Source organism: Nocardioides sp. Root140, from assembly GCF_001426745.1.
In the GTDB taxonomy this organism is placed as follows: domain Bacteria; phylum Actinomycetota; class Actinomycetes; order Propionibacteriales; family Nocardioidaceae; genus Nocardioides.
The window spans coordinates 1054472-1072259 of the sequence record NZ_LMFI01000001.1; the positions used below are offsets into that span (position 1 = coordinate 1054472).

Annotated in this window: 18 protein-coding genes; 12 read left to right on the forward strand and 6 right to left on the reverse strand. The window is 67.7% G+C overall.

Annotated elements, in window-relative coordinates; genetic code table 11:
• Positions 1 to 54: 54 nt before the first annotated feature.
• The 3 genes from ASD30_RS05140 to ASD30_RS05150 form a co-directional block, all read right to left on the reverse strand.
• Complete coding sequence (locus ASD30_RS05140) at positions 55 to 432, reverse strand: YdeI/OmpD-associated family protein (protein WP_056677762.1); 378 nt, start codon at positions 430 to 432, stop codon at positions 55 to 57.
• Between the two features lie 83 nt (positions 433 to 515).
• Positions 516 to 1619 (reverse strand): acyl-CoA dehydrogenase family protein, encoded by a 1104-nt coding sequence (locus ASD30_RS05145; RefSeq protein WP_056677765.1) that lies wholly within the window; start codon positions 1617 to 1619, stop codon positions 516 to 518.
• Positions 1620 to 1628: 9 nt separating this feature from the next.
• Positions 1629 to 2822: an acyl-CoA dehydrogenase family protein gene (locus ASD30_RS05150; RefSeq protein ID WP_056677768.1), complete on the reverse strand. Its 1194-nt coding sequence runs from the start codon at positions 2820 to 2822 to the stop codon at positions 1629 to 1631.
• Between the two features lie 56 nt (positions 2823 to 2878).
• On the opposite strand from ASD30_RS05150, the gene ASD30_RS05155 reads away from it, so the two are divergent.
• From ASD30_RS05155 to ASD30_RS05175, 5 genes are all read left to right on the forward strand, one after another.
• Positions 2879 to 4048: a Rieske 2Fe-2S domain-containing protein gene (locus ASD30_RS05155; protein ID WP_056677771.1), complete on the forward strand. Its 1170-nt coding sequence runs from the start codon at positions 2879 to 2881 to the stop codon at positions 4046 to 4048.
• Positions 4048 to 4350, forward strand: a complete 303-nt coding sequence (locus ASD30_RS05160) for a hypothetical protein (protein WP_056677774.1) — start codon at positions 4048 to 4050, stop codon at positions 4348 to 4350. The genes ASD30_RS05155 and ASD30_RS05160 overlap by 1 nt, the downstream gene beginning before the upstream one ends.
• Complete coding sequence (locus tag ASD30_RS27815; protein ID WP_056677777.1) at positions 4340 to 5428, forward strand: ferredoxin--NADP reductase; 1089 nt, start codon at positions 4340 to 4342, stop codon at positions 5426 to 5428. The genes ASD30_RS05160 and ASD30_RS27815 overlap by 11 nt, the downstream gene beginning before the upstream one ends.
• A gap of 120 nt (positions 5429 to 5548) precedes the next feature.
• Positions 5549 to 6580: a hypothetical protein gene (locus tag ASD30_RS05170; protein ID WP_056677781.1), complete on the forward strand. Its 1032-nt coding sequence runs from the start codon at positions 5549 to 5551 to the stop codon at positions 6578 to 6580.
• Between the two features lie 247 nt (positions 6581 to 6827).
• Complete coding sequence (locus ASD30_RS05175) at positions 6828 to 7883, forward strand: hypothetical protein (protein WP_156393511.1); 1056 nt, start codon at positions 6828 to 6830, stop codon at positions 7881 to 7883.
• Positions 7884 to 8242: 359 nt separating this feature from the next.
• On the opposite strand, the gene ASD30_RS05180 is transcribed toward ASD30_RS05175, so the two are convergent.
• The gene (locus tag ASD30_RS05180) at positions 8243 to 8458 is read right to left on the reverse strand and encodes a hypothetical protein (protein WP_056677787.1); all 216 of its coding nucleotides are present in this window, start codon (positions 8456 to 8458) and stop codon (positions 8243 to 8245) included.
• A 261-nt stretch (positions 8459 to 8719) separates the two neighbouring features.
• On the opposite strand from ASD30_RS05180, the gene ASD30_RS05185 reads away from it, so the two are divergent.
• The 5 genes from ASD30_RS05185 to ASD30_RS27065 all read left to right on the forward strand — a co-directional run bounded on the left by ASD30_RS05185 (position 8720) and on the right by ASD30_RS27065 (position 12648).
• Positions 8720 to 10018 (forward strand): hypothetical protein, encoded by a 1299-nt coding sequence (locus ASD30_RS05185; protein ID WP_056677790.1) that lies wholly within the window; start codon positions 8720 to 8722, stop codon positions 10016 to 10018.
• Between the two features lie 29 nt (positions 10019 to 10047).
• Positions 10048 to 10251 (forward strand): hypothetical protein, encoded by a 204-nt coding sequence (locus ASD30_RS05190; protein WP_056677793.1) that lies wholly within the window; start codon positions 10048 to 10050, stop codon positions 10249 to 10251.
• Positions 10252 to 10262: 11 nt separating this feature from the next.
• Positions 10263 to 11456: a hypothetical protein gene (locus ASD30_RS27055; protein ID WP_200951073.1), complete on the forward strand. Its 1194-nt coding sequence runs from the start codon at positions 10263 to 10265 to the stop codon at positions 11454 to 11456.
• A gap of 122 nt (positions 11457 to 11578) precedes the next feature.
• Entirely contained in the window at positions 11579 to 11968 is a 390-nt protein-coding gene (locus ASD30_RS27060; protein ID WP_056677799.1) for a hypothetical protein, read from the forward strand.
• A gap of 2 nt (positions 11969 to 11970) precedes the next feature.
• The gene (locus tag ASD30_RS27065) at positions 11971 to 12648 is read left to right on the forward strand and encodes an LPXTG cell wall anchor domain-containing protein (RefSeq protein ID WP_235532500.1); all 678 of its coding nucleotides are present in this window, start codon (positions 11971 to 11973) and stop codon (positions 12646 to 12648) included.
• Between the two features lie 38 nt (positions 12649 to 12686).
• Here the strand turns inward: ASD30_RS27065 and ASD30_RS05210 are convergent, their stop codons facing one another.
• Positions 12687 to 13361 (reverse strand): MBL fold metallo-hydrolase, encoded by a 675-nt coding sequence (locus ASD30_RS05210; RefSeq protein ID WP_442938215.1) that lies wholly within the window; start codon positions 13359 to 13361, stop codon positions 12687 to 12689.
• Positions 13352 to 14026, reverse strand: a complete 675-nt coding sequence (locus ASD30_RS05215) for a maleylpyruvate isomerase family mycothiol-dependent enzyme (RefSeq protein WP_056677805.1) — start codon at positions 14024 to 14026, stop codon at positions 13352 to 13354. Before ASD30_RS05215 ends, ASD30_RS05210 begins: the two co-directional genes overlap by 10 nt.
• Positions 14027 to 14186: 160 nt before the next feature.
• On the opposite strand from ASD30_RS05215, the gene uvrA reads away from it, so the two are divergent.
• The gene (gene uvrA, locus ASD30_RS05220; RefSeq protein ID WP_056677808.1) at positions 14187 to 17216 is read left to right on the forward strand and encodes an excinuclease ABC subunit UvrA; all 3030 of its coding nucleotides are present in this window, start codon (positions 14187 to 14189) and stop codon (positions 17214 to 17216) included.
• A 96-nt stretch (positions 17217 to 17312) separates the two neighbouring features.
• The gene (locus ASD30_RS05225) at positions 17313 to 17786 is read left to right on the forward strand and encodes a Rieske (2Fe-2S) protein (protein WP_056677812.1); all 474 of its coding nucleotides are present in this window, start codon (positions 17313 to 17315) and stop codon (positions 17784 to 17786) included.
• Positions 17787 to 17788 lie beyond the last annotated feature (2 nt).

Genomic DNA, 17788 nt, shown 5'->3' on the forward strand with positions numbered 1-17788 from the left:
TGCGGCCCGAGAAGCGCCCCGACTCCTCTTCGACGGGGATCGATGCGGCGCACCTCAGGTCCAGGGGTTGTCCCAGCGGCCGTCGGCCTTCGCCGAGTCCACTTCTGCCCGGCCGCCGGGGCGCATCAGACCACGCGCGGTGAGGTCCTCGACCTTGGCGATGTTGATCCGCGACCACCTGCTCCGGGGACGCCTTCGCGTGTAGCGCTGGAGATAGGTGTCGTCGTCGCAGCGTCGGCGTACGGCCGAGATCCAGCCGTGGCACAGTCCGACGTCGACCATTTCGTCCTCGGTGACCGACTCCAGCGCGGACGACTTCTTCGCCGTACGAATCCACACCGCCCGCGACTGGGCGGGCTGGGCCTCGAGCCAGTCGTCGAACTGCTCACGCGAAGGCAGGTCGAGCACCGGCTCGCCGTCGATCGGGTCCATGCCAGCAGCCTAGGGCTCGCGGCACGTCGCTCCGCGGGAACCGTGAGAGCGCACCGACCGGCCGCACGTGACCTCGACCGTGGTCACGCGGGATCCGTGGCCAGATGGCGACCGATGGCCAGCGCCTGCTCGGTGGCACCGCCGAAGGAGAACTCGAAGCGTTTGGCGGCGGTGAAGTAGCGATGGGCCTCACCCTCGAGGTCGATGCCGTGGCCGCCGTGCACGTGCACCGCGGTGTGCGCGACCCGGTGCCCCGCGTCGGCCGCCCACAGCTTGGCGGTGGCCACCTCGACGTCGGCGGGCAGCCCCTCAGAGAGACGCCAGACCGCCTGCCACAGTGTGAGCTCGTCGAACAATGCGTCGATGTAGCCGTCGGCCAAGCGCTGCGACACGGCCTGGAAAGTGCCGATCGGGCGGCCGAACTGTTCACGCGTCTTGGCGTACGCCGCGGTCAGCTCCACCGCTCCACGCACGACGCCGAGCTGCTCGGCGGCGGCGCACGCAGTGAGCAGGTGGCCCAGCCGGTGGGCGACCACGCCGTCGAGCGCACCGAGGAGCAACCCCCTGGCCCCGTCGAACGAGACCAGGGCCACGGCGTCGCCATCGCTGGTGCGTTGTGCGGCGACCGTGACACCCGTGTCATCCGGCCGCACGAGGAAGACTCCGACTCCCTCGGGTGCAGTGGCGGTGACGAGGAACAGGGCGGCCGTCGTACCGGCCCGGACGATCGTCTTGACCCCGGTCAGCGCGAACCCGTCGCCGTCAGCGACAGCCGTCGTCGTGGGGGTCGCGGGCAGGTGCGCACGCTCCTCGGCGACTGCCGCGGTGAGCACGTGCGTGCCGGCTGCCGCACCCGGCAACCACTGCTCCTTGAGCTCGTCTGCTCCGCACTCGGCGAGGACCAGGGCACAGGCACCGTGCACGGCAAGTGGCACCGGCGCGACCCGACGTCCGGCCTCGATGAGCACCCGGGTCAGCTCGACCAGACCGAGGCCCGCTCCGCCGTACTGCTCGGGGACGGCGAGGGAGAGCAGCCCGGCCTCGCCCATCGCGGCCCACAGGTCGCGGTCGAAGCGATCGCCCTTCTCCTCGACCGCGCGCATCTGCGCGGGCGTGGTCTTGTCGGTGAGGATCTTCGCGGCCAGGGCGGCGGCCTCGTCCTGCTCGGGAGTGAAGGTGAAGTCCATGAGGCTGTCCTATCGCTTGGCGGCGGGGAGGCCGAGGCCGACGTAGCCGATGATGTCGCGCTGGATCTCGTTGGTGCCGCCGCCGAAGGTCATCACCAGCGACGAGCGGTAGTACCGCTCGAGGCGGCCGGCGATCACGGCTCCGGGGGAGTCCGCGGTGATACCGGCGTTCGGTCCGACGATCTCCATCAGCGTGCGGTAGACCTCGGTGGCCAGCTCGGAGCCGTAGACCTTCGTCGCCGAGGCATCGGCAGGGGACAAGGTGTCGATCTCGGAGGCGAGCTTCCAGTTGACCAGGGTCAGCGCATCCGTGCGGGCGTGTGCCCGGCCGAGAAGGATCTGCACCCATTCCTGGTCGATCACCCGCGTGCCGTCCGGATTGCGGGTCTCGGCGGCCCACTCGCGCACGAGCTTGATCGAGTGCACCAGGGCCGCCGACGAGGTCAACGCCACGCGCTCGTGGTTGAGCTGGTTGGTCATCAGGCTCCAGCCGCCGTTCAGCTCACCGACCAGGTTGGACGCCGGCACCCGCACGTCCTCGAAGTACGTCGCACTGGTGTGCACGCCGGCCACGGTGTGCACCGGCGTGTAGGAGAAGCCGGGGGAGTCGGCCGGGACCAGGATCATCGAGAGCCCCTTGTGGCGGGGGAGATCCGGGTCGGTGCGGCAGGCCATCCAGATCCAGTCGGCGTACTGGATGAGCGAGGTCCACATCTTCTGTCCGTTGATCACCCACTCACTGCGTCCGTCAGGAGTGGCCTCGCGCACGGCGCGGGTCTTCAACGACGCGAGGTCTGTCCCCGAACCCGGCTCGCTGTAGCCGATGGAGAAGTGCAGGTCGCCGGCGAGGATCCGCGGGAGGAAGTAGTCCTTCTGCTCGTCGCTGCCGTAGCGCATGATCGTCGGGCCCACCGTGTTGAGCGTCAGGTAGGGGATGGGGACGCCGGCGACGGCGGCGACGTCGGTGAAGATCAGCTGCTCGATCATGGAGCGCGCCTGGCCGCCGTACTCCTTGGGCCAGCCGATGCCGAGCCAGCCGTCGGTGCCGACCTGCTTGATCACCTCGCGGTAGATCCGGGCGTCACCGAACTCACCGGTGGCCATCGCCAGGGCCGCGCGACGCTCAGGCGTCACGAGCTGGTCGAAATAGTCGCGGAGTTCGTCGCGAAGGCGTTGTTGGGCTGGTGTCAGGGCGACTCGCATGTGGTAAAACTATAACGTGTTCTCGTTTTGGTCCAGACGCGCTGGAGGTAGTTCGCATGAGTGACACCCGTCTGCTCGACAAGGGCACGGTCCCGGAGCGGTTCGCCCGCGGCTGGCACTGCCTGGGCCTGGCCGACAGCTTCAAGGACGGCAAGCCGCACGCGGTCGAGGCGTTCGGCGGCAAGCTCGTCGTCTGGGCCGACAGCCAGGGCGAGATCAAGGTGCTCGACGGCTACTGCCGGCACATGGGCGGCGACCTCACCCAGGGCACGGTCAAGGGCGACGAGATCGCCTGCCCGTTCCACGACTGGCGGTGGGGCGGCGACGGGAAGTGCAAGGCCATTCCCTATGCCCGCCGGGTGCCGATGCGGGCCCGCACCCAGACCTACCCGACGGTGATCCGCAACGGTCAGGTTCTCGTGTGGCACGACGTCGAGGGCAGTCCCGCCGACACGGAGATCCTGCCGCCCGAGCTTGAGGGCATCGGCACCGAGCGCTACACCGACTGGACCTGGGAGGTCATCGACGTCCCGAACGCGCACTGCCGGGAGATCGTCGACAACGTCGTCGACATGGCGCACTTCTTCTACATCCACTTCGCCTTCCCGACGAACTTCCGCAACGTGTTCGAAGGCCACATGGCGACGCAGTTCATGGAGTCCACCGGGCGACCTGACATGGCCGGCGAGGGGTACGGCGACGAGGACCTGATCCTCAAGTCCGAGGCGACCTACTACGGGCCGGCGTACATGATCAACTGGCTGGAGACCGACTACAAGGGCTTCCTGACCAAGGTCATCCTGGTCAACTGCCACATCCCGACCGGCCCCAACTCGTTCAGGCTGCAGTACGGCCTCTGTGTCGAGAAGCCCGAGGGGCTCGACGAGAAGACCGCGAACTACATCGGCAAGAAGTATTCCGACATGTTCGGTGACGGCTTCCTGCAGGACGTGGCGATCTGGCTCAACAAGGCGCCGGTCCAGAATCCGTTGCTCTGTGAGGAGGACGGTCCCGTCTACCAGTTGCGGCGTTGGTACGAGCAGTTCTACGTGGACAAGGTCGACGTGGCGGCCGAGATGACCGACCGCTTCGAGTTCGAGGTCGACACCACGCGGGCCAACGAGAACTGGCGCGCCGAAGTCGAGGAGAATCTGGCCCGGAAGGCCGCCGAGGAAGCTGAGCTGGTCTCGACGGGTCCGGCCGCCGAGTCGCCCGACGAGTCCTGATGCCGTCTTTCATCCCGACACACGAGGAGACTCTCGAGGACCAGCGACTGTACACTCAGGCCCGTCTTGTAAAGGTGCAGTGCCTCGACTGTCTGGCGCGTGTGGGTGTCAAGAAGAACAGTGACCACCACACGTCCATCCAGTGGGACCATGAGGCGCTGGGCCAGTGTCAGGAGTTTGCCCGCATGTCATCGCAGCCCGCCGGCCGCGCCGTCCACACCGCCTGTCCCCGCCTGCTCGGCACCATCGAAGCTGCCGTGCGTGAGGGTGAGATCCCCATTGGAGCCGAAGATGGATACTGACTCCTTCGTTCTGCCGGTCCTCGGCGTCATCGACGAGACGGCCGACGCCTGTTCGGTGCAGCTCGGCCTCACCCCTGAGGCCGAAGGCCACTTCGACTACAGGCCCGGCCAGTTCCTCACCCTTGCGGTTCCCAGTGACGAGACCGGCCTGGCCGCGCGGTGCTACTCGCTGAGCAGCTCGCCGGCGGACGACGGCCCGCTCACGGTGACGGTCAAGCGGACCGCCGAGGGCTATGCGTCCAACTGGATCTGCGACAACCTCAAGGCCGGCGACACGATCCGGGTCCTTCCGCCCAGCGGCATCTTCACGCCCGCCGACCTCGACCACGACCTGCTGCTGTTCGCCGGAGGCAGTGGCGTCACGCCGATCATCTCGATCACGCGGACGGCGCTCGCGCGTGGCGCCGGCAAGATCGTGGTGTTCTACGCCAACCGCGACGAGAAGTCCGTGATCTTCGCCGACGAGTGGGCACGCCTCTCCGCCGAGCACCCCGACAGGCTGGTTGTCGTGCACTGGCTCGAGACCGTGCAGGGGCTGCCCACCCAGGACCAGCTCAAGGCGTTCGCCGCGCACTTCTCGACGTACGACGCGTTCTGCTGTGGTCCCGCGCCGTTCATGAAGAGCGTGTCCCTGGCGCTGCGTGAGCTGGAGTTCCCGCGGGCCCGCCGACACCAGGAGAAGTTCGTCTCGCTGGGCGGCAACCCGTTCGGTGACGTCGAGGAGCTTCAGAAGGCCGAGGCCACGCTGGCTGACGCCGACGACCACGAGGACGGCGATGCGCCCTCCGCCCTGGTCGGACCAGTGCGCCTCGAGGTCGAGCTCGACGGCCAGCACTATGAGTTCGACGACTACACGGGCGACAAGCCGATCCTGGAGTTTCTCGAGGAGAAGGGCGTCGACGCGCCGTTCTCCTGCCGCGAAGGCAACTGCAGCGCCTGCGCCTGCATGGTGCTCGAAGGGGAGGTCCGTATGCGGCACAACGAGGTCCTCGACGCCACCGACCTCGCGGACGGCATCCGGCTCGCCTGTCAGTCCCTGCCGGTCACCGAGAAGCTGCGGATCACCTACAACGGCTGAGGCTTCAGGCGGAGTCATCCTGACCTGCCGCCTGGCCGTCGCGCGGTCATTTCACCCCCTGCTGACCAGGCCAACTCCTGTTACTCTCGGCTGAGATCGGTCTCGAGTTCGGGGGAACAGATGAAGACACGAATCCTCGCGGTCCTCGCCACCGCATTTGCCACGGTCGTCGCTCCGGCGATCCCGGCGGTGGCGCACCAGGCGCCCGCTGCGGCCGTCGTGCGCGCGCCGTACCTCGACGGAGGCACGCTGCACGTCAACGGTCAGGCGCTGTCGATCGACTGGGGCACCGAGCCCCCCGCTGCCGACGCCTCGATCGGAGGCCGCGGCCGCACCAGTGACGGGCGGCTCGCGGTGGTCAGTCGCGAGTATCTCGATGACGACGGAAGTGGAGACATCTGCTACCGCCAGACGATGTGGTTCATCGACACCGCTGGCACGGCAGCGCGTGCCTCCGGCCAGGTGACCTGTCTGTACGACGACGACGGCTGGGCCGTCGACCTGAGCGACTCGGGCGACACCTACTACGAGTCCTACACCGACATGTGGGGCAGCCAGGTGACAGTGACCGTCAAGAGGCTCGACGGCACCCGGTTGGCCCAGCGTTCCTTCCCGATCGGCGTGGACGTCCTCGACGTGGACGGCAATCGCGCCGTGATTGGTGGACTGGGTGGCTGGGGCTTCCCGCCGAAGCTCTACGTGTGGACCTTCGGCTCTGGTGTGCGCACCGTGGTCTCCGGAACCGTTGACGGTGCCGACCTGAAGGGCCGGGTCCAGTGGCGCAAGGTCAAGGACGGCTACACGACTGCACGCGACCTGATGAACCCGAAGGCCGTGCTGTGGAAGCTGCGCTTCCAGCCCGTTGAGGTTTCTCCCGATGGCCAGCGGGTGCTGGGACTCGCCACGAACTCCAAGGGAGTGAGCACGAGTGTCGTCCAGGTCCGCCGACTGCGGACCGGGGCCGTGATCCGTTCGCTCAAGCCGGCCACGCCGTGGACTGCCGGCCGGATGGACTGGGACGGCAACGGCGCGATCTTCGGGCCGCGAGACACTGCTGCGGGCTCCTATCTGGTGCGTTGCCCCCTGGCTTCGTCGTGCGTCCGCGCACAGGACATCGAGTCCAGCGCCGGCCTCCTGGTATTCAGGGACTAGACGCCAGATCCCTTACCTGCTTGACGATTCTCACCCGTCGACCACTCTGTGGCCCCGCCGTCACGGCATCGGAATCGCCGCGAACGAGTACACATGTTGATCTCGGTATGGACGGACGCGGCTCCGTGGCGTACAACTTGGAGAGTACGGCTTTCAAGTTCAACAGTTCTCGGGGAACGGTATGAACGCGAATCATGAACGAGTTGTCTCCCAAGCGCGGCGCGGGCTGAGCCCGGTCGCGCTTCGGTTGAGCTTCGTTCTGGCCGCCGCGGCGGCCGCGTTCTTCTTCGGGATGGCCAGCGCACACGCCGACGACACGGACGGTGATTCGCCCGCTCAGGCCTCAGAAGCGCAGGACCCGGGGCGCGATGACGCAGCGCAGGACCGGGCCGGGCACGAGTCACTGCTGCCTGGGCCGGAAGGTCCTTCCACTCCGGTCCCGGAGCAGTCGCAGGAGCCCTCGCCGGCGGCGTCCAGCGAGCCGGCGGAGGCACCCGCGAAGCAGGCCACTCCCGAGCAGTCTGAAGCCTCCGAGGCTGCAGCGCCGGCCGTCATCGACGCGCCTGACGCCACGACCTCTAAGCCGGCACGCGTGAAGCCAGAATCGCCTGCTGTGCAAGGGAATTCCCACGATTTGGGCGCCTCCGAAACCTTGACCAAGGTGGCACAGGGAATCGAACGCGGAGTCACCCCCGCGATCACTTCAGTCGACGGGACGACGCGTCAACTGGCCCGCGACCTCGAACCTGTGATTGGCAAGGATTCGCAGCTGACGCAGGCCGTCCGGGATCTCGAGACGGTGACCCGCAACGTTGAAACGCTCGTCGAGCAGACGACGCGGCCGGTCCAGGTGGGCGTCGAAGTGCTCAGCAACAAACTTGGGCTCTCGCCCGCGGTGGCCCCAGTAGCTCGCGCAGAGGGCGCGGCGCCCGTCGATCGCAAACGAGCCGTCGTCACAACTGTGCGCGCACAGGCCATTGCTCGGACCCACCAGACTCGCGAGGTCGTCGTACGCGACTCCGCAACCGCGCACGACACCCAGGCCGTCTCCCCGCAACAGAAGGCGGGTTCCGAGACAAGGTCTGACGAAGGTGCCTCGCACGACAACGACCAACTGGCCGGGGCCACGGCCCTGTGTGCCAATGGTTCCGCTGGGGGATCCAGTGCGGGTTCGAGTGTCGCGATGACGGCCATCGTGCCCGCTGCGATCTCGTTCATCGGCGGGTCCGACTGCATCAACACAGGCGCGGATTCTGACGTCCCGCGCTCGGCTGGTCGCCAGCCGGGCGTCGCCCCTGACTGAACCTTCCTGCAGGTTCGCGGCAGCACAACCATGCCTGGACGTGTCACGTCCGGAGCGCGTGTGTAAGTCACTTGCAGCAGGGAGGCAGAGCAATGAGTACGTGGATGGCAAGGGCAGCAACCACGTCCTTCATGGCCGCCGGAATCATCGCCTTGGGCGCAGCAACGGCTCACGGGGATGAGGAACGGACGCCGGAAGGACCACCAGTCCACACGACCTCGGTCGCGGACACGAACGCGCCCACTGGCCAACAGCCAGAGGGAACGGTGGAGAAACCACACAAGGGCAATTGCATCTGCAAGGCGCTACCGGATGTGACGCCTCTGATCGATGCAGGATCGCAAGCTGTTCATACCGGGTCAGACGAGCTGGTCAAGACCGGCGAGGCGACTCGCGAGGTCCTTGCTTCGCTTGCGCGCCCGGGAAATGGCGACAACGGTGATGGCACCGACGGCGGCGGTGGGTCCGACGACGGTGACGGTTCCGGGAACGGCGGTGGCCATGACAACGGTGACGGTTCCGGGAACGGCGGTGGCCATGACAACGGTGACGGTTCCGGGAACGGCGGTGGCCATGACAACGGTGACGGTTCCGGGAACGGTGATGGATCCGACAACGGTTCCGGCAATGGCGACGGCTCCACTGATGGCGACGTCATGGAGCCAGCCCTGAGTGGGTCCGTCGCGGTGTCAGGTTTGGGAGTTATTGATGCTGACGGTAGAGGTCTTCACTTCACTCCCGAGACCTGGGATCACGGTGACAGGGCTCCAGTTCCGGCTGTCCGTGGACAACTGGCGCTGAACGGGGTTGGCGGGCTAGAGGTCGGGCCGAATGGCGTGGCGATCACTCCCGAGGACGACGGGAATGGCCCTCATGACGGAAACGGCTCCGACAACGGGAACGGCAACGGGAACGGTGACGGCTCCGACAACGGGAACGGCAACGGGAACGGTGACGGGAACGGTGACGGCTCCGACAACGGGAACGGTGACGGGACTGAGCCTGGTGATGGTTCGCCTCTGRGTGAGTTGCCGGGTGGTTCGGTGACGCTGCCTGGTGTGGGCACGGTCGAGGCGGGTGGTGATGGGGTGGTCTTCACTCCCGCCACCGACGGCAACGGGAACGGTGACGGCTCCGACAACGGGAACGGCAACGGGAACGGTGACGGGAACGGTGACGGCTCCGACAACGGCAACGGTGACGGCTCCGACAACGGGAACGGTGACGGGAACGGTGACGGGAACGGTGACGGCTCCGACAACGGGAACGGGAACGGTGACGGGAACGGTGACGGCTCCGACAACGGGAACGGCAACGGGAACGGTGACGGCTCCGACAACGGGAACGGCAACGGGAACGGTGACGGGACTGAGCCTGGTGATGGTTCGCCTCTGRGTGAGTTGCCGGGTGGTTCGGTGACGCTGCCTGGTGTGGGCACGCTCGAGGCGGGTGGTGATGGGGTGGTCTTCACTCCCGCCACCGACGGCAACGGGAACGGCGACGGCTCCGACAACGGGAACGGTGACGGCTCCGACAACGGGAACGGGAACGGTGACGGCACTGACCCTGGTGACGGGACCGAGCCTGGTGACGGGACTGAGCCTGGTGATGGTTCGCCTGTGGGTGGTCTGCCGGGTGGTTCGGTGACGCTGCCTGGCGTGGGCACGCTCGAGGCGGGTGGTGATGGGGTGGTCTTCACTCCCGCCACCGACGGTGACGGGACCGATCCTGGTGACGGCACTGACCCTGGTGATGGTTCGCCTGTGGGTGGGTTGCCGGGTGGTTCGGTGACGCTGCCTGGTGTGGGCACGCTGGAAGCTGGTGGTGATGGGGTGGTCTTCACGCCTACCACCGACGGTGACGGGACTGATCCCGGTGATGGCACTGAGCCTGGTGACGGGACGGACCCTGGTGATGGCACTGAGCCTGGTGATGGCACTGAGCCTGGTGATGGTTCGCCTGTGGGTGGGTTGCCGGGTGGTTCGGTGACGCTGCCTGGTGTGGGCACGCTCGAAGCCGGTGGTGACGGAGTGGTCTTCACGCCCACCACCGACGGTGACGGCACTGACCCCGGTGACGGCACTGAGTGGTTCGGTGACGCTGCCTGGTGTGGGCACGCTCGAAGCCGGTGGTGACGGAGTGGTCTTCACGCCCACCACCGACGGTGACGGCACTGACCCCGGTGACGGCACTGACCCTGGTGACGGCACTGACCCTGGTGACGGGACCGATCCTGGTGACGGGACCGATCCTGGTGATGGCACTGATCCTGGTGACGGGACCGATCCTGGTGATGGCACTGACCCCGGTGATGGCACCGATCCTGGTGATGGTTCGCCTCTGGGTGGTCTGCCGGATGGTTCGGTGACGCTGCCTGGTGTGGGCACGCTGGAAGCTGGTGGTGAGGGTGATGGCACCGATCCTGGTGATGGTTCGCCTCTGGGTGGTCTGCCGGATGGTTCGGTGACGCTGCCTGGTGTGGGCACGCTGGAAGCTGGTGGTGACGGGGTGGTCTTCACTCCCACCACCGACGGTGACGGGACCGACCCCGGTGACGGCACTGATCCTGGTGACGGGACCGATCCCGGTGACGGGACCGATCCCGGTGATGGCACCGATCCCGGTGATGACACCGATCCTGGTGATGGTTCGCCTCTGGGTGGTCTGCCGGATGGTTCGGTGACGCTGCCTGGTGTGGGCACGCTCGAAGCCGGTGGTGACGGAGTGGTCTTCACGCCCACCACCGACGGTGACGGCACTGACCCCGGTGGTGGTTCGGTGACGCTGCCTGGTGTGGGCACGCTCGAAGCCGGTGGTGACGGAGTGGTCTTCACGCCCACCACCGACGGTGACGGCACTGACCCCGGTGACGGCACTGATCCTGGTGACGGCACCGATCCTGGTGACGGGACCGATCCTGGTGATGGTTCGCCTCTGGGTGGTCTGCCGGATGGTTCGGTGACGCTGCCTGGTGTGGGCACGCTGGAAGCTGGTGGTGATGGCGTGGTCTTCACGCCCACCACCGACGGTGACGGCACTGATCCTGGTGACGGGACCGATCCTGGTGATGGTTCGCCTCTGGGTGGTCTGCCGGATGGTTCGGTGACGCTGCCTGGTGTGGGCACGCTGGAAGCTGGTGGTGATGGCGTGGTCTTCACGCCCACCACCGACGGTGACGGCACTGATCCTGGTGACGGGACCGATCCYGGTGATGGGACTGAYCCTGGTGACGGGACCGATCCYGGTGATGGGACTGACCCTGGTGACGGGACCGATCCTGGTGACGGGACCGATCCTGGTGATGGGACTGACCCTGGTGACGGGACTGACCCTGGTGACGGGACTGACCCTGGTGACGGGACTGACCCTGGTGACGGGACCGATCCTGGTGACGGGACCGATCCTGGTGACGGGACCGATCCTGGTGATGGCATCGATCCTGGTGATGGCACCGATCCTGGTGATGGTTCGCCTCTGGGTGGTCTGCCGGATGGTTCGGTGACGCTGCCTGGTGTGGGCACGCTGGAAGCTGGTGGTGATCTGGTGACGGGACCGATCCTGGTGCCCTGGTGACGGGACCGATCCTGGTGATGGTTCGCCTCTGGGTGGTCTGCCGGATGGTTCGGTGACGCTGCCTGGTGTGGGCACGCTGGAAGCTGGTGGTGAYGGCGTGGTCTTCACGCCCACCACCGACGGTGACGGCACTGACCCTGGTGACGGGACTGACCCTGGTGACGGGACTGACCCTGGTGACGGGACTGACCCTGGTGACGGGACTGACCCTGGTGACGGGACCGATCCCGGTGATGGCACTGACCCCGGTGACGGCACCGATCCTGGTGACGGGACTGACCCTGGTGACGGGACCGACCCCGGTGACGGGACCGACCCCGGTGACGGGACTGACCCTGGTGATGGCACTGACCCTGGTGATGGCACCGATCCTGGTGATGGCACCGATCCTGGTGACGGGACTGACCCTGGTGACGGGACCGATCCTGGTGACGGGACTGACCCTGGTGACGGGACTGACCCCGGTGACGGCACGGAGAGCCAGTCGGCGCCCGTTCTCGACTCGCAGGTGACCGTGCCCAAGGTCGTGACCGTCGTGGCGAACTCCAAGGACGGTCTGCGAGTCGCGCCTGCGGACGGTGACGAGGCCCCCGGCGACGATTCAGATGGCACTGACGGTGGCAGCACCGGCGGTGGCACCGACGATGGTGATGGCACCGACGGCGCGGGGGATCAGCCGACAGGCCCCTCGTCCCAGGGGCTCGAGCTCCCGATCCCGGGACTCGGGGAAGTGGCCATCGAGACCGGGTCCGAAACCCTGGACAAGGTCCTGGGCGACGACTCCACGCAAGGTCAGGGCGACTCGATCGTGCTCAGGGCAGACGTCGCTGGTACGACCGCCGACGTCAGCCTGACCACTGGTGCCGGAACTCCGCAGCCGGGAGACGGCACAGAGCCCGACGAGGGCGACGGCGATCAGACCGACGACCCGACGGACGACGGAAGTGGAGACAACCCCGGCGGTGGTGACACCACGGGTGGCGGTGACGCCACAAGTGGAGGCACGACGCCGGGCCAGGACTCGACCTCGACCGGGCCTGACACGACGTCATCCGACGTCAGTGCCCGGACGAACTCGGGGGACCAGGTGCTGCCGAACACGGGCGGCAGCTCAATCTGGCTCCCGATGCTCGGCCTGCTGATGCTGATGGGAGGTCTGATTCTGCTCCGACGCTCACGGCAGACGCGCTGAGCGAGGCGGTGGGAGTGGGGCCATCGGGGGCCCCACTCCTACCAGCCGCGTTCGCGCCACTCCACGAGGTGCGGCCGCTCGTTGCCGAGCTGGCCGTCCTTGCCGTGTCCGGGGTAGAACCAGGTCTCGTCGGGCAACCGGTCGAACACCTTGGTCTCCACCTCCTCGATCAAGGTCGCGAATGCCTGCGCGTCACCGAACGTGGATCCGACACCTCCCGGGAACAGCGAGTCACCTGTGAACAGGTGCGGGTGGCCGTCGGGGTCGTCGTACAACAGGGCGACGGAGCCCGGCGTGTGACCGGCTAGCGCGATCACCTCGAGCGAGCAGCGACCGACGGGAATGACGTCCCCGTGCTGGAGCCGCGCCGTGATCGCGACACCGGTCTGCTCGGTGATCGCGTCGGCGTCAGGCGCACCTGCCGACACCGGGGCCCCGGTGGCCGCCACGACGTCGGCGAGGGCGCGGTGGTGGTCCCAGTGCTGGTGCGTGGTGAGTACGGCGTCGAGGCGCGACCCGCACAGCTCCAGCAGGGACGCACTGTCGTCAGCCGCGTCGATCAGCACCTGCACGCCGGTCTCCCGACAGGTGAGCAGGTAGCAGTTGTTGGCCATCTTCTCGTCGACGGCCAGCTTCGTGATCGTGAGATTGGGGAGCTCCCGGACATCGGCCGGGCCTCCCGGAGACACGTCTCCTGTGTAGGTCATCGCCATGGGCCCAGCGTAGGCAGGTCGCCTTCGAGTCCCTCACCGGACCCACGACCGAGCATCCACCAGGCCAGGTCGTGGCGGGTCCCGCGGATCGGCGTACCGCCGGCGCCGAGGAGGACGGTCCCCTCGGGCGTCTCGAGGGTCAGGTCGACCTGGTCGTCGCGGAAGCCGACGACGTTCTCGAAGACGAACGCCGCGAACGCCGGGGACCAGTCTGCGGGGCCGAATCCCGCATCGAGGTCGGCGTGGTGGATCTCCACCTCGCGCCAGCGGGCGCCGACCGCCTGCTCCACCGAGAGGGTCGGGCCGCCCGGCGTGCGCTCGAACGTGCCGTTCCAGTCGGTGATGTCCTCGGTGAGGTCGCGCCACCGACCGCACGCGTCGAACAGGAACTCACGCAGCGCGTCGACGCCGAGCCGCGCGCTCTCGTCGATGTCCGCGTCACGCTGCTCGGGCGACGCGTAGACCGCAACGGGTCTGCGGTGGCGGACCCCTTCGATTGCGCGCCCGAACCCCAATGCGTTCAGGGCCAGGTGGGCGACCACGTGCGCGCGGCTCCACCCCGGCAGCAGGCTGGGCGCGGCGAACTGCTCCGGGGTCAGCCCGTCGACGGTGCGCAGGAGCGCGTCCGTCGCGTCGTAGACGTGATGCAGGTTCTGGCGGCTCATCGGCGACCTCTGGCTCTCGTTGATCTGTTTGTCGAGCCTAGACCGGCCAGCCGAGGGAGCCGCCCGATCGCGGAGGCGCCCCGACGTACATCCGCGAACATCTCGATGACACGGCCGTGTGACCACGAACACTTGTTCGAACACCGGGTAGGGTGTTCGCGTGGCTGACCAACTCATCATTCGCGGTGCTCGAGAGCACAACCTCAAGGACGTCTCCCTCGACCTCCCGCGCGATGCCCTCATCGTCTTCACCGGACTCTCCGGCTCGGGCAAGTCGAGCCTGGCCTTCGACACGATCTTCGCCGAGGGCCAGCGCCGCTACGTCGAGTCGCTGTCGGCGTACGCCCGCCAGTTCCTGGGCCAGATGGACAAGCCCGACGTCGACTTCATCGAGGGCCTCTCGCCCGCGGTCTCGATCGACCAGAAGTCCACGTCGAAGAACCCGCGCTCCACGGTCGGCACGATCACCGAGGTCTACGACTACCTGCGCCTGCTCTATGCGCGCGCAGGTCGCCCGCACTGCCCCGTCTGCGGCTCGCCGATCGAACGCCAGACCCCGCAGCAGATCGTCGACCGCATCATGACGCTGGAGGAGGGCACCCGCTTCCAGGTGCTGGCCCCGGTGATCCGCGGCCGCAAGGGCGAGTACGTCGAACTCTTCCGCTCGTTGCAGGGACAGGGCTACAGCCGGGCCCGGGTCGACGGCGAGACCAGCACCCTCGACACCCTGCTCGAGGGCCCGACGCTGAGCAAGCAGAAGAAGCACACCATCGAGGTCGTCGTCGACCGACTCGCGGTCAAGGCCTCCGCCAAGCGTCGGCTGACCGACTCGGTGGAGACCGCTCTCGGCCTGGCCGGCGGGCTCGTGCTCATCGACCTCGTCGACCGCGAAGCCAAGGACCCGCAGCGCGAGCTCCGGTTCTCCGAGAAGATGGCCTGCCCCAACGAGCACCCGCTCGACACCGACGACCTCGAGCCGCGTTCGTTCTCGTTCAACTCGCCGTTCGGTGCCTGCCCGCAGTGCTCCGGCCTCGGCACCCGCATGGAGGTCGACCCCGAGCTGGTGATCAGCGACCCGGCGGCCACTCTCGGCGAAGGCGTCATCCAGCCGTGGAGCGGCGCACACGTCGCCGACTACTTCCTGCGCCTCCTCGGGGCCCTGGGCGACGAGCTCGGCTTCGACCTCAACACCCCGTGGGAGAAGCTCTCCCCGGAGCTCCAGACGATCATCCTCGACGGCCACCCCACCAAGGTGCACGTGCGGAGCAAGAACCGCTACGGCCGCGAGCGCTCCTACTACGCCGCCTACGAAGGCGTGCGTCCCTACATCGAACGACGTCACCGCGAGGCCGAGACCGACACGAGCCGCGACCGGTTCGAGGGCTTCATGCGCGAGGTGCCGTGCCCCTCGTGCCGGGGAAGCCGGCTCAAGCCGGTGTCGATGGCGGTCACCCTCGGCCCGCGCGACGCCACCGGTTCGGGCAGGGGTGGCCTCAACATCGCCGAGGTCTGCGCCCTGCCGATCAACGAGGCTGCCGACCACCTGCGCAACCTCGACCTCTCGGCCCGTGAGCGCCAGATCGGTGAGCGGGTGCTCAAGGAGATCCAGGAGCGGCTCAACTTCCTGCTCGACGTCGGCCTCGACTACCTGACCCTCGACCGGCCCTCCGGGTCGCTGTCCGGCGGTGAGGCCCAGCGGATCCGACTGGCCACCCAGATCGGTGCGGGCCTCGTCGGGGTGCTCTACGTGCTCGACGAACCGTCGATCGGACTCCACCAGCGCGACAACAAGCGCCTCATCGAGACCCTCGTGCGGCTGCGCGACCTCGGCAACACCCTGATCGTCGTCGAGCACGACGAGGACACGATCCGGGCCGCCGACTGGGTGGTCGACATCGGCCCCGGCGCCGGTGAGCACGGGGGACAGGTGGTCGTCTCCGGCACGGTCGACGACCTGCTCAACCACCCCGACTCCTCCACCGGCGCCTACCTGGCCGGGCGCCGCGAGATCCCTGTTCCCCCTGTACGACGACCGCGCACGAAGGGCCGCGCGCTGACCGTCCACGGAGCCCACGAGCACAACCTCCAGGACGTCACCGTCGACTTCCCGCTCGGGGTCTTCTGTGCGGTGACCGGGGTCTCCGGGTCGGGCAAGTCGACGCTGGTCAACGACATCCTCTACACGTCGCTGGCCAAGCAGATCTACAACGCCCGCACGGTTCCGGGGCGGCACCGCAAGATCAGCGGCACCGAGAACGTCGACAAGGTCATCCACGTCGACCAGTCGCCGATCGGCCGCACGCCGCGGTCCAACCCGGCGACGTACACCGGCGTCTTCGACCACATCCGCAAGCTCTTCGCGAGCACGCCCGAGGCGAAGATGCGGGGCTACCTGCAGGGCCGGTTCTCGTTCAACGTCAAGGGCGGCCGCTGCGAGGCCTGCTCCGGTGACGGCACGATCAAGATCGAGATGAACTTCCTGCCCGACGTCTACGTGCCGTGCGAGGTCTGCCACGGTGCCCGCTACAACCGCGAGACGCTCGAGGTGCACTACAAGGGCAAGACGATCGCCGAAGTGCTCGACATGCCGATCGAGGAGGCGGCCGACTTCTTCGCCGCCGTACCCGCGATCTCGCGACACATGAAGACGCTGTGCGAGGTCGGCCTGGGCTACGTGCGACTCGGCCAGCCGGCGACCACGTTGTCGGGTGGTGAGGCACAACGCGTCAAGCTCTCCAGCGAGCTGCAGAAGCGGTCCACCGGCCGCACCGTCTACGTGCTCGACGAGCCGACCACCGGCCTGCACTTCGAAGACATCCGCAAGCTCCTGCTGGTGCTCGGCCGTCTCGTCGACCAGGGAAACACCGTGCTGGTGATCGAGCACAACCTCGACGTCATCAAGACCGCCGACTGGCTGGTCGACATGGGGCCCGAGGGCGGTTCGCGCGGAGGCATGGTGGTCGCGACCGGCACACCGGAAGACGTCGCGGCCAACCCGGCCAGCCACACGGGCTCGTTCCTCGCGCCACTGCTCGGGGTCACGCCCGGCGAGAAGCCGTCGCGCAAGGCACCGGCCCGCAAGGCGCCCGCGCGCAAGGCCGCGACGAACTCGACACCCCGCAAGGCGGCTGTGTCCAAGGCGACCGGGACAAAGGCAGCGCCTCGCAAGCGCGCCCCGAGGAAGGCCTGAACTCCGTAGGACCGAAGCGCACTCACAGCAGATCCTCAGCCAGATGCGGTTTGATTGTCCTCGACAACGTCGTCGCCTCGTCGAGGAGTGCTTGCCATGGATGCCGTACCCGGACTCAGCCGTCGTCACGCGTTGGGCGGCCTCGCCGCCGGACTCACCCTTCCGGTGCTCGCCGCGTGCAGCAGTGACGACGGTGGAGGCGACTCCGGAAGCAGCGCCGATTCGACTCCGACGCAGTCGTCCGATGCGGCGTCACCGGCAGAGTCCGGCAGCGCGAGCACGCCGGCCGAACCGGAGGGCCTCGTCGCAGCTGCCGACGTACCGGTGGGCAGCGGGGTGATCCTCGACAGCGTCGTGGTCACCCAGCCGACCAAGGGTGACTTCAAGGCGTTCTCCGCCACCTGCACCCACGAGGGCTGCAAGGTCTCCAGCATCGACACCGAGATCCACTGCCGCTGCCACGGCAGCAGCTACTCCATCACCGACGGGTCGGTGCAGGGCGGGCCGGCTCCGTCTCCACTGCCCGAAGAAGCGGTCGCCGTCTCCGGCGGCCAGATCACCCTCTCCTGAAG

Excerpts from the sequence above, each read along its gene's own strand:
- ASD30_RS05140 (WP_056677762.1), bottom strand. The coding sequence starts at position 432 with ATGGACCCGATCGACGGCGAGCCGGTGCTCGACCTGCCTTCGCGTGAG.
- ASD30_RS05145 (WP_056677765.1), bottom strand. The coding sequence starts at position 1,619 with ATGGACTTCACCTTCACTCCCGAGCAGGACGAGGCCGCCGCCCTGGCC.
- ASD30_RS05150 (WP_056677768.1), bottom strand. The coding sequence starts at position 2,822 with ATGCGAGTCGCCCTGACACCAGCCCAACAACGCCTTCGCGACGAACTC.
- ASD30_RS05155 (WP_056677771.1), top strand. The coding sequence starts at position 2,879 with ATGAGTGACACCCGTCTGCTCGACAAGGGCACGGTCCCGGAGCGGTTC.
- ASD30_RS05160 (WP_056677774.1), top strand. The coding sequence starts at position 4,048 with ATGCCGTCTTTCATCCCGACACACGAGGAGACTCTCGAGGACCAGCGA.
- ASD30_RS27815 (WP_056677777.1), top strand. The coding sequence starts at position 4,340 with ATGGATACTGACTCCTTCGTTCTGCCGGTCCTCGGCGTCATCGACGAG.
- ASD30_RS05170 (WP_056677781.1), top strand. The coding sequence starts at position 5,549 with ATGAAGACACGAATCCTCGCGGTCCTCGCCACCGCATTTGCCACGGTC.
- ASD30_RS05180 (WP_056677787.1), bottom strand. The coding sequence starts at position 8,458 with ATGGCCACCGCCGTTCCCGGAACCGTCACCGTTGTCATGGCCACCGCC.
- ASD30_RS05210 (WP_442938215.1), bottom strand. The coding sequence starts at position 13,361 with ATGGCGATGACCTACACAGGAGACGTGTCTCCGGGAGGCCCGGCCGAT.
- ASD30_RS05215 (WP_056677805.1), bottom strand. The coding sequence starts at position 14,026 with ATGAGCCGCCAGAACCTGCATCACGTCTACGACGCGACGGACGCGCTC.
- ASD30_RS05225 (WP_056677812.1), top strand. The coding sequence starts at position 17,313 with ATGGATGCCGTACCCGGACTCAGCCGTCGTCACGCGTTGGGCGGCCTC.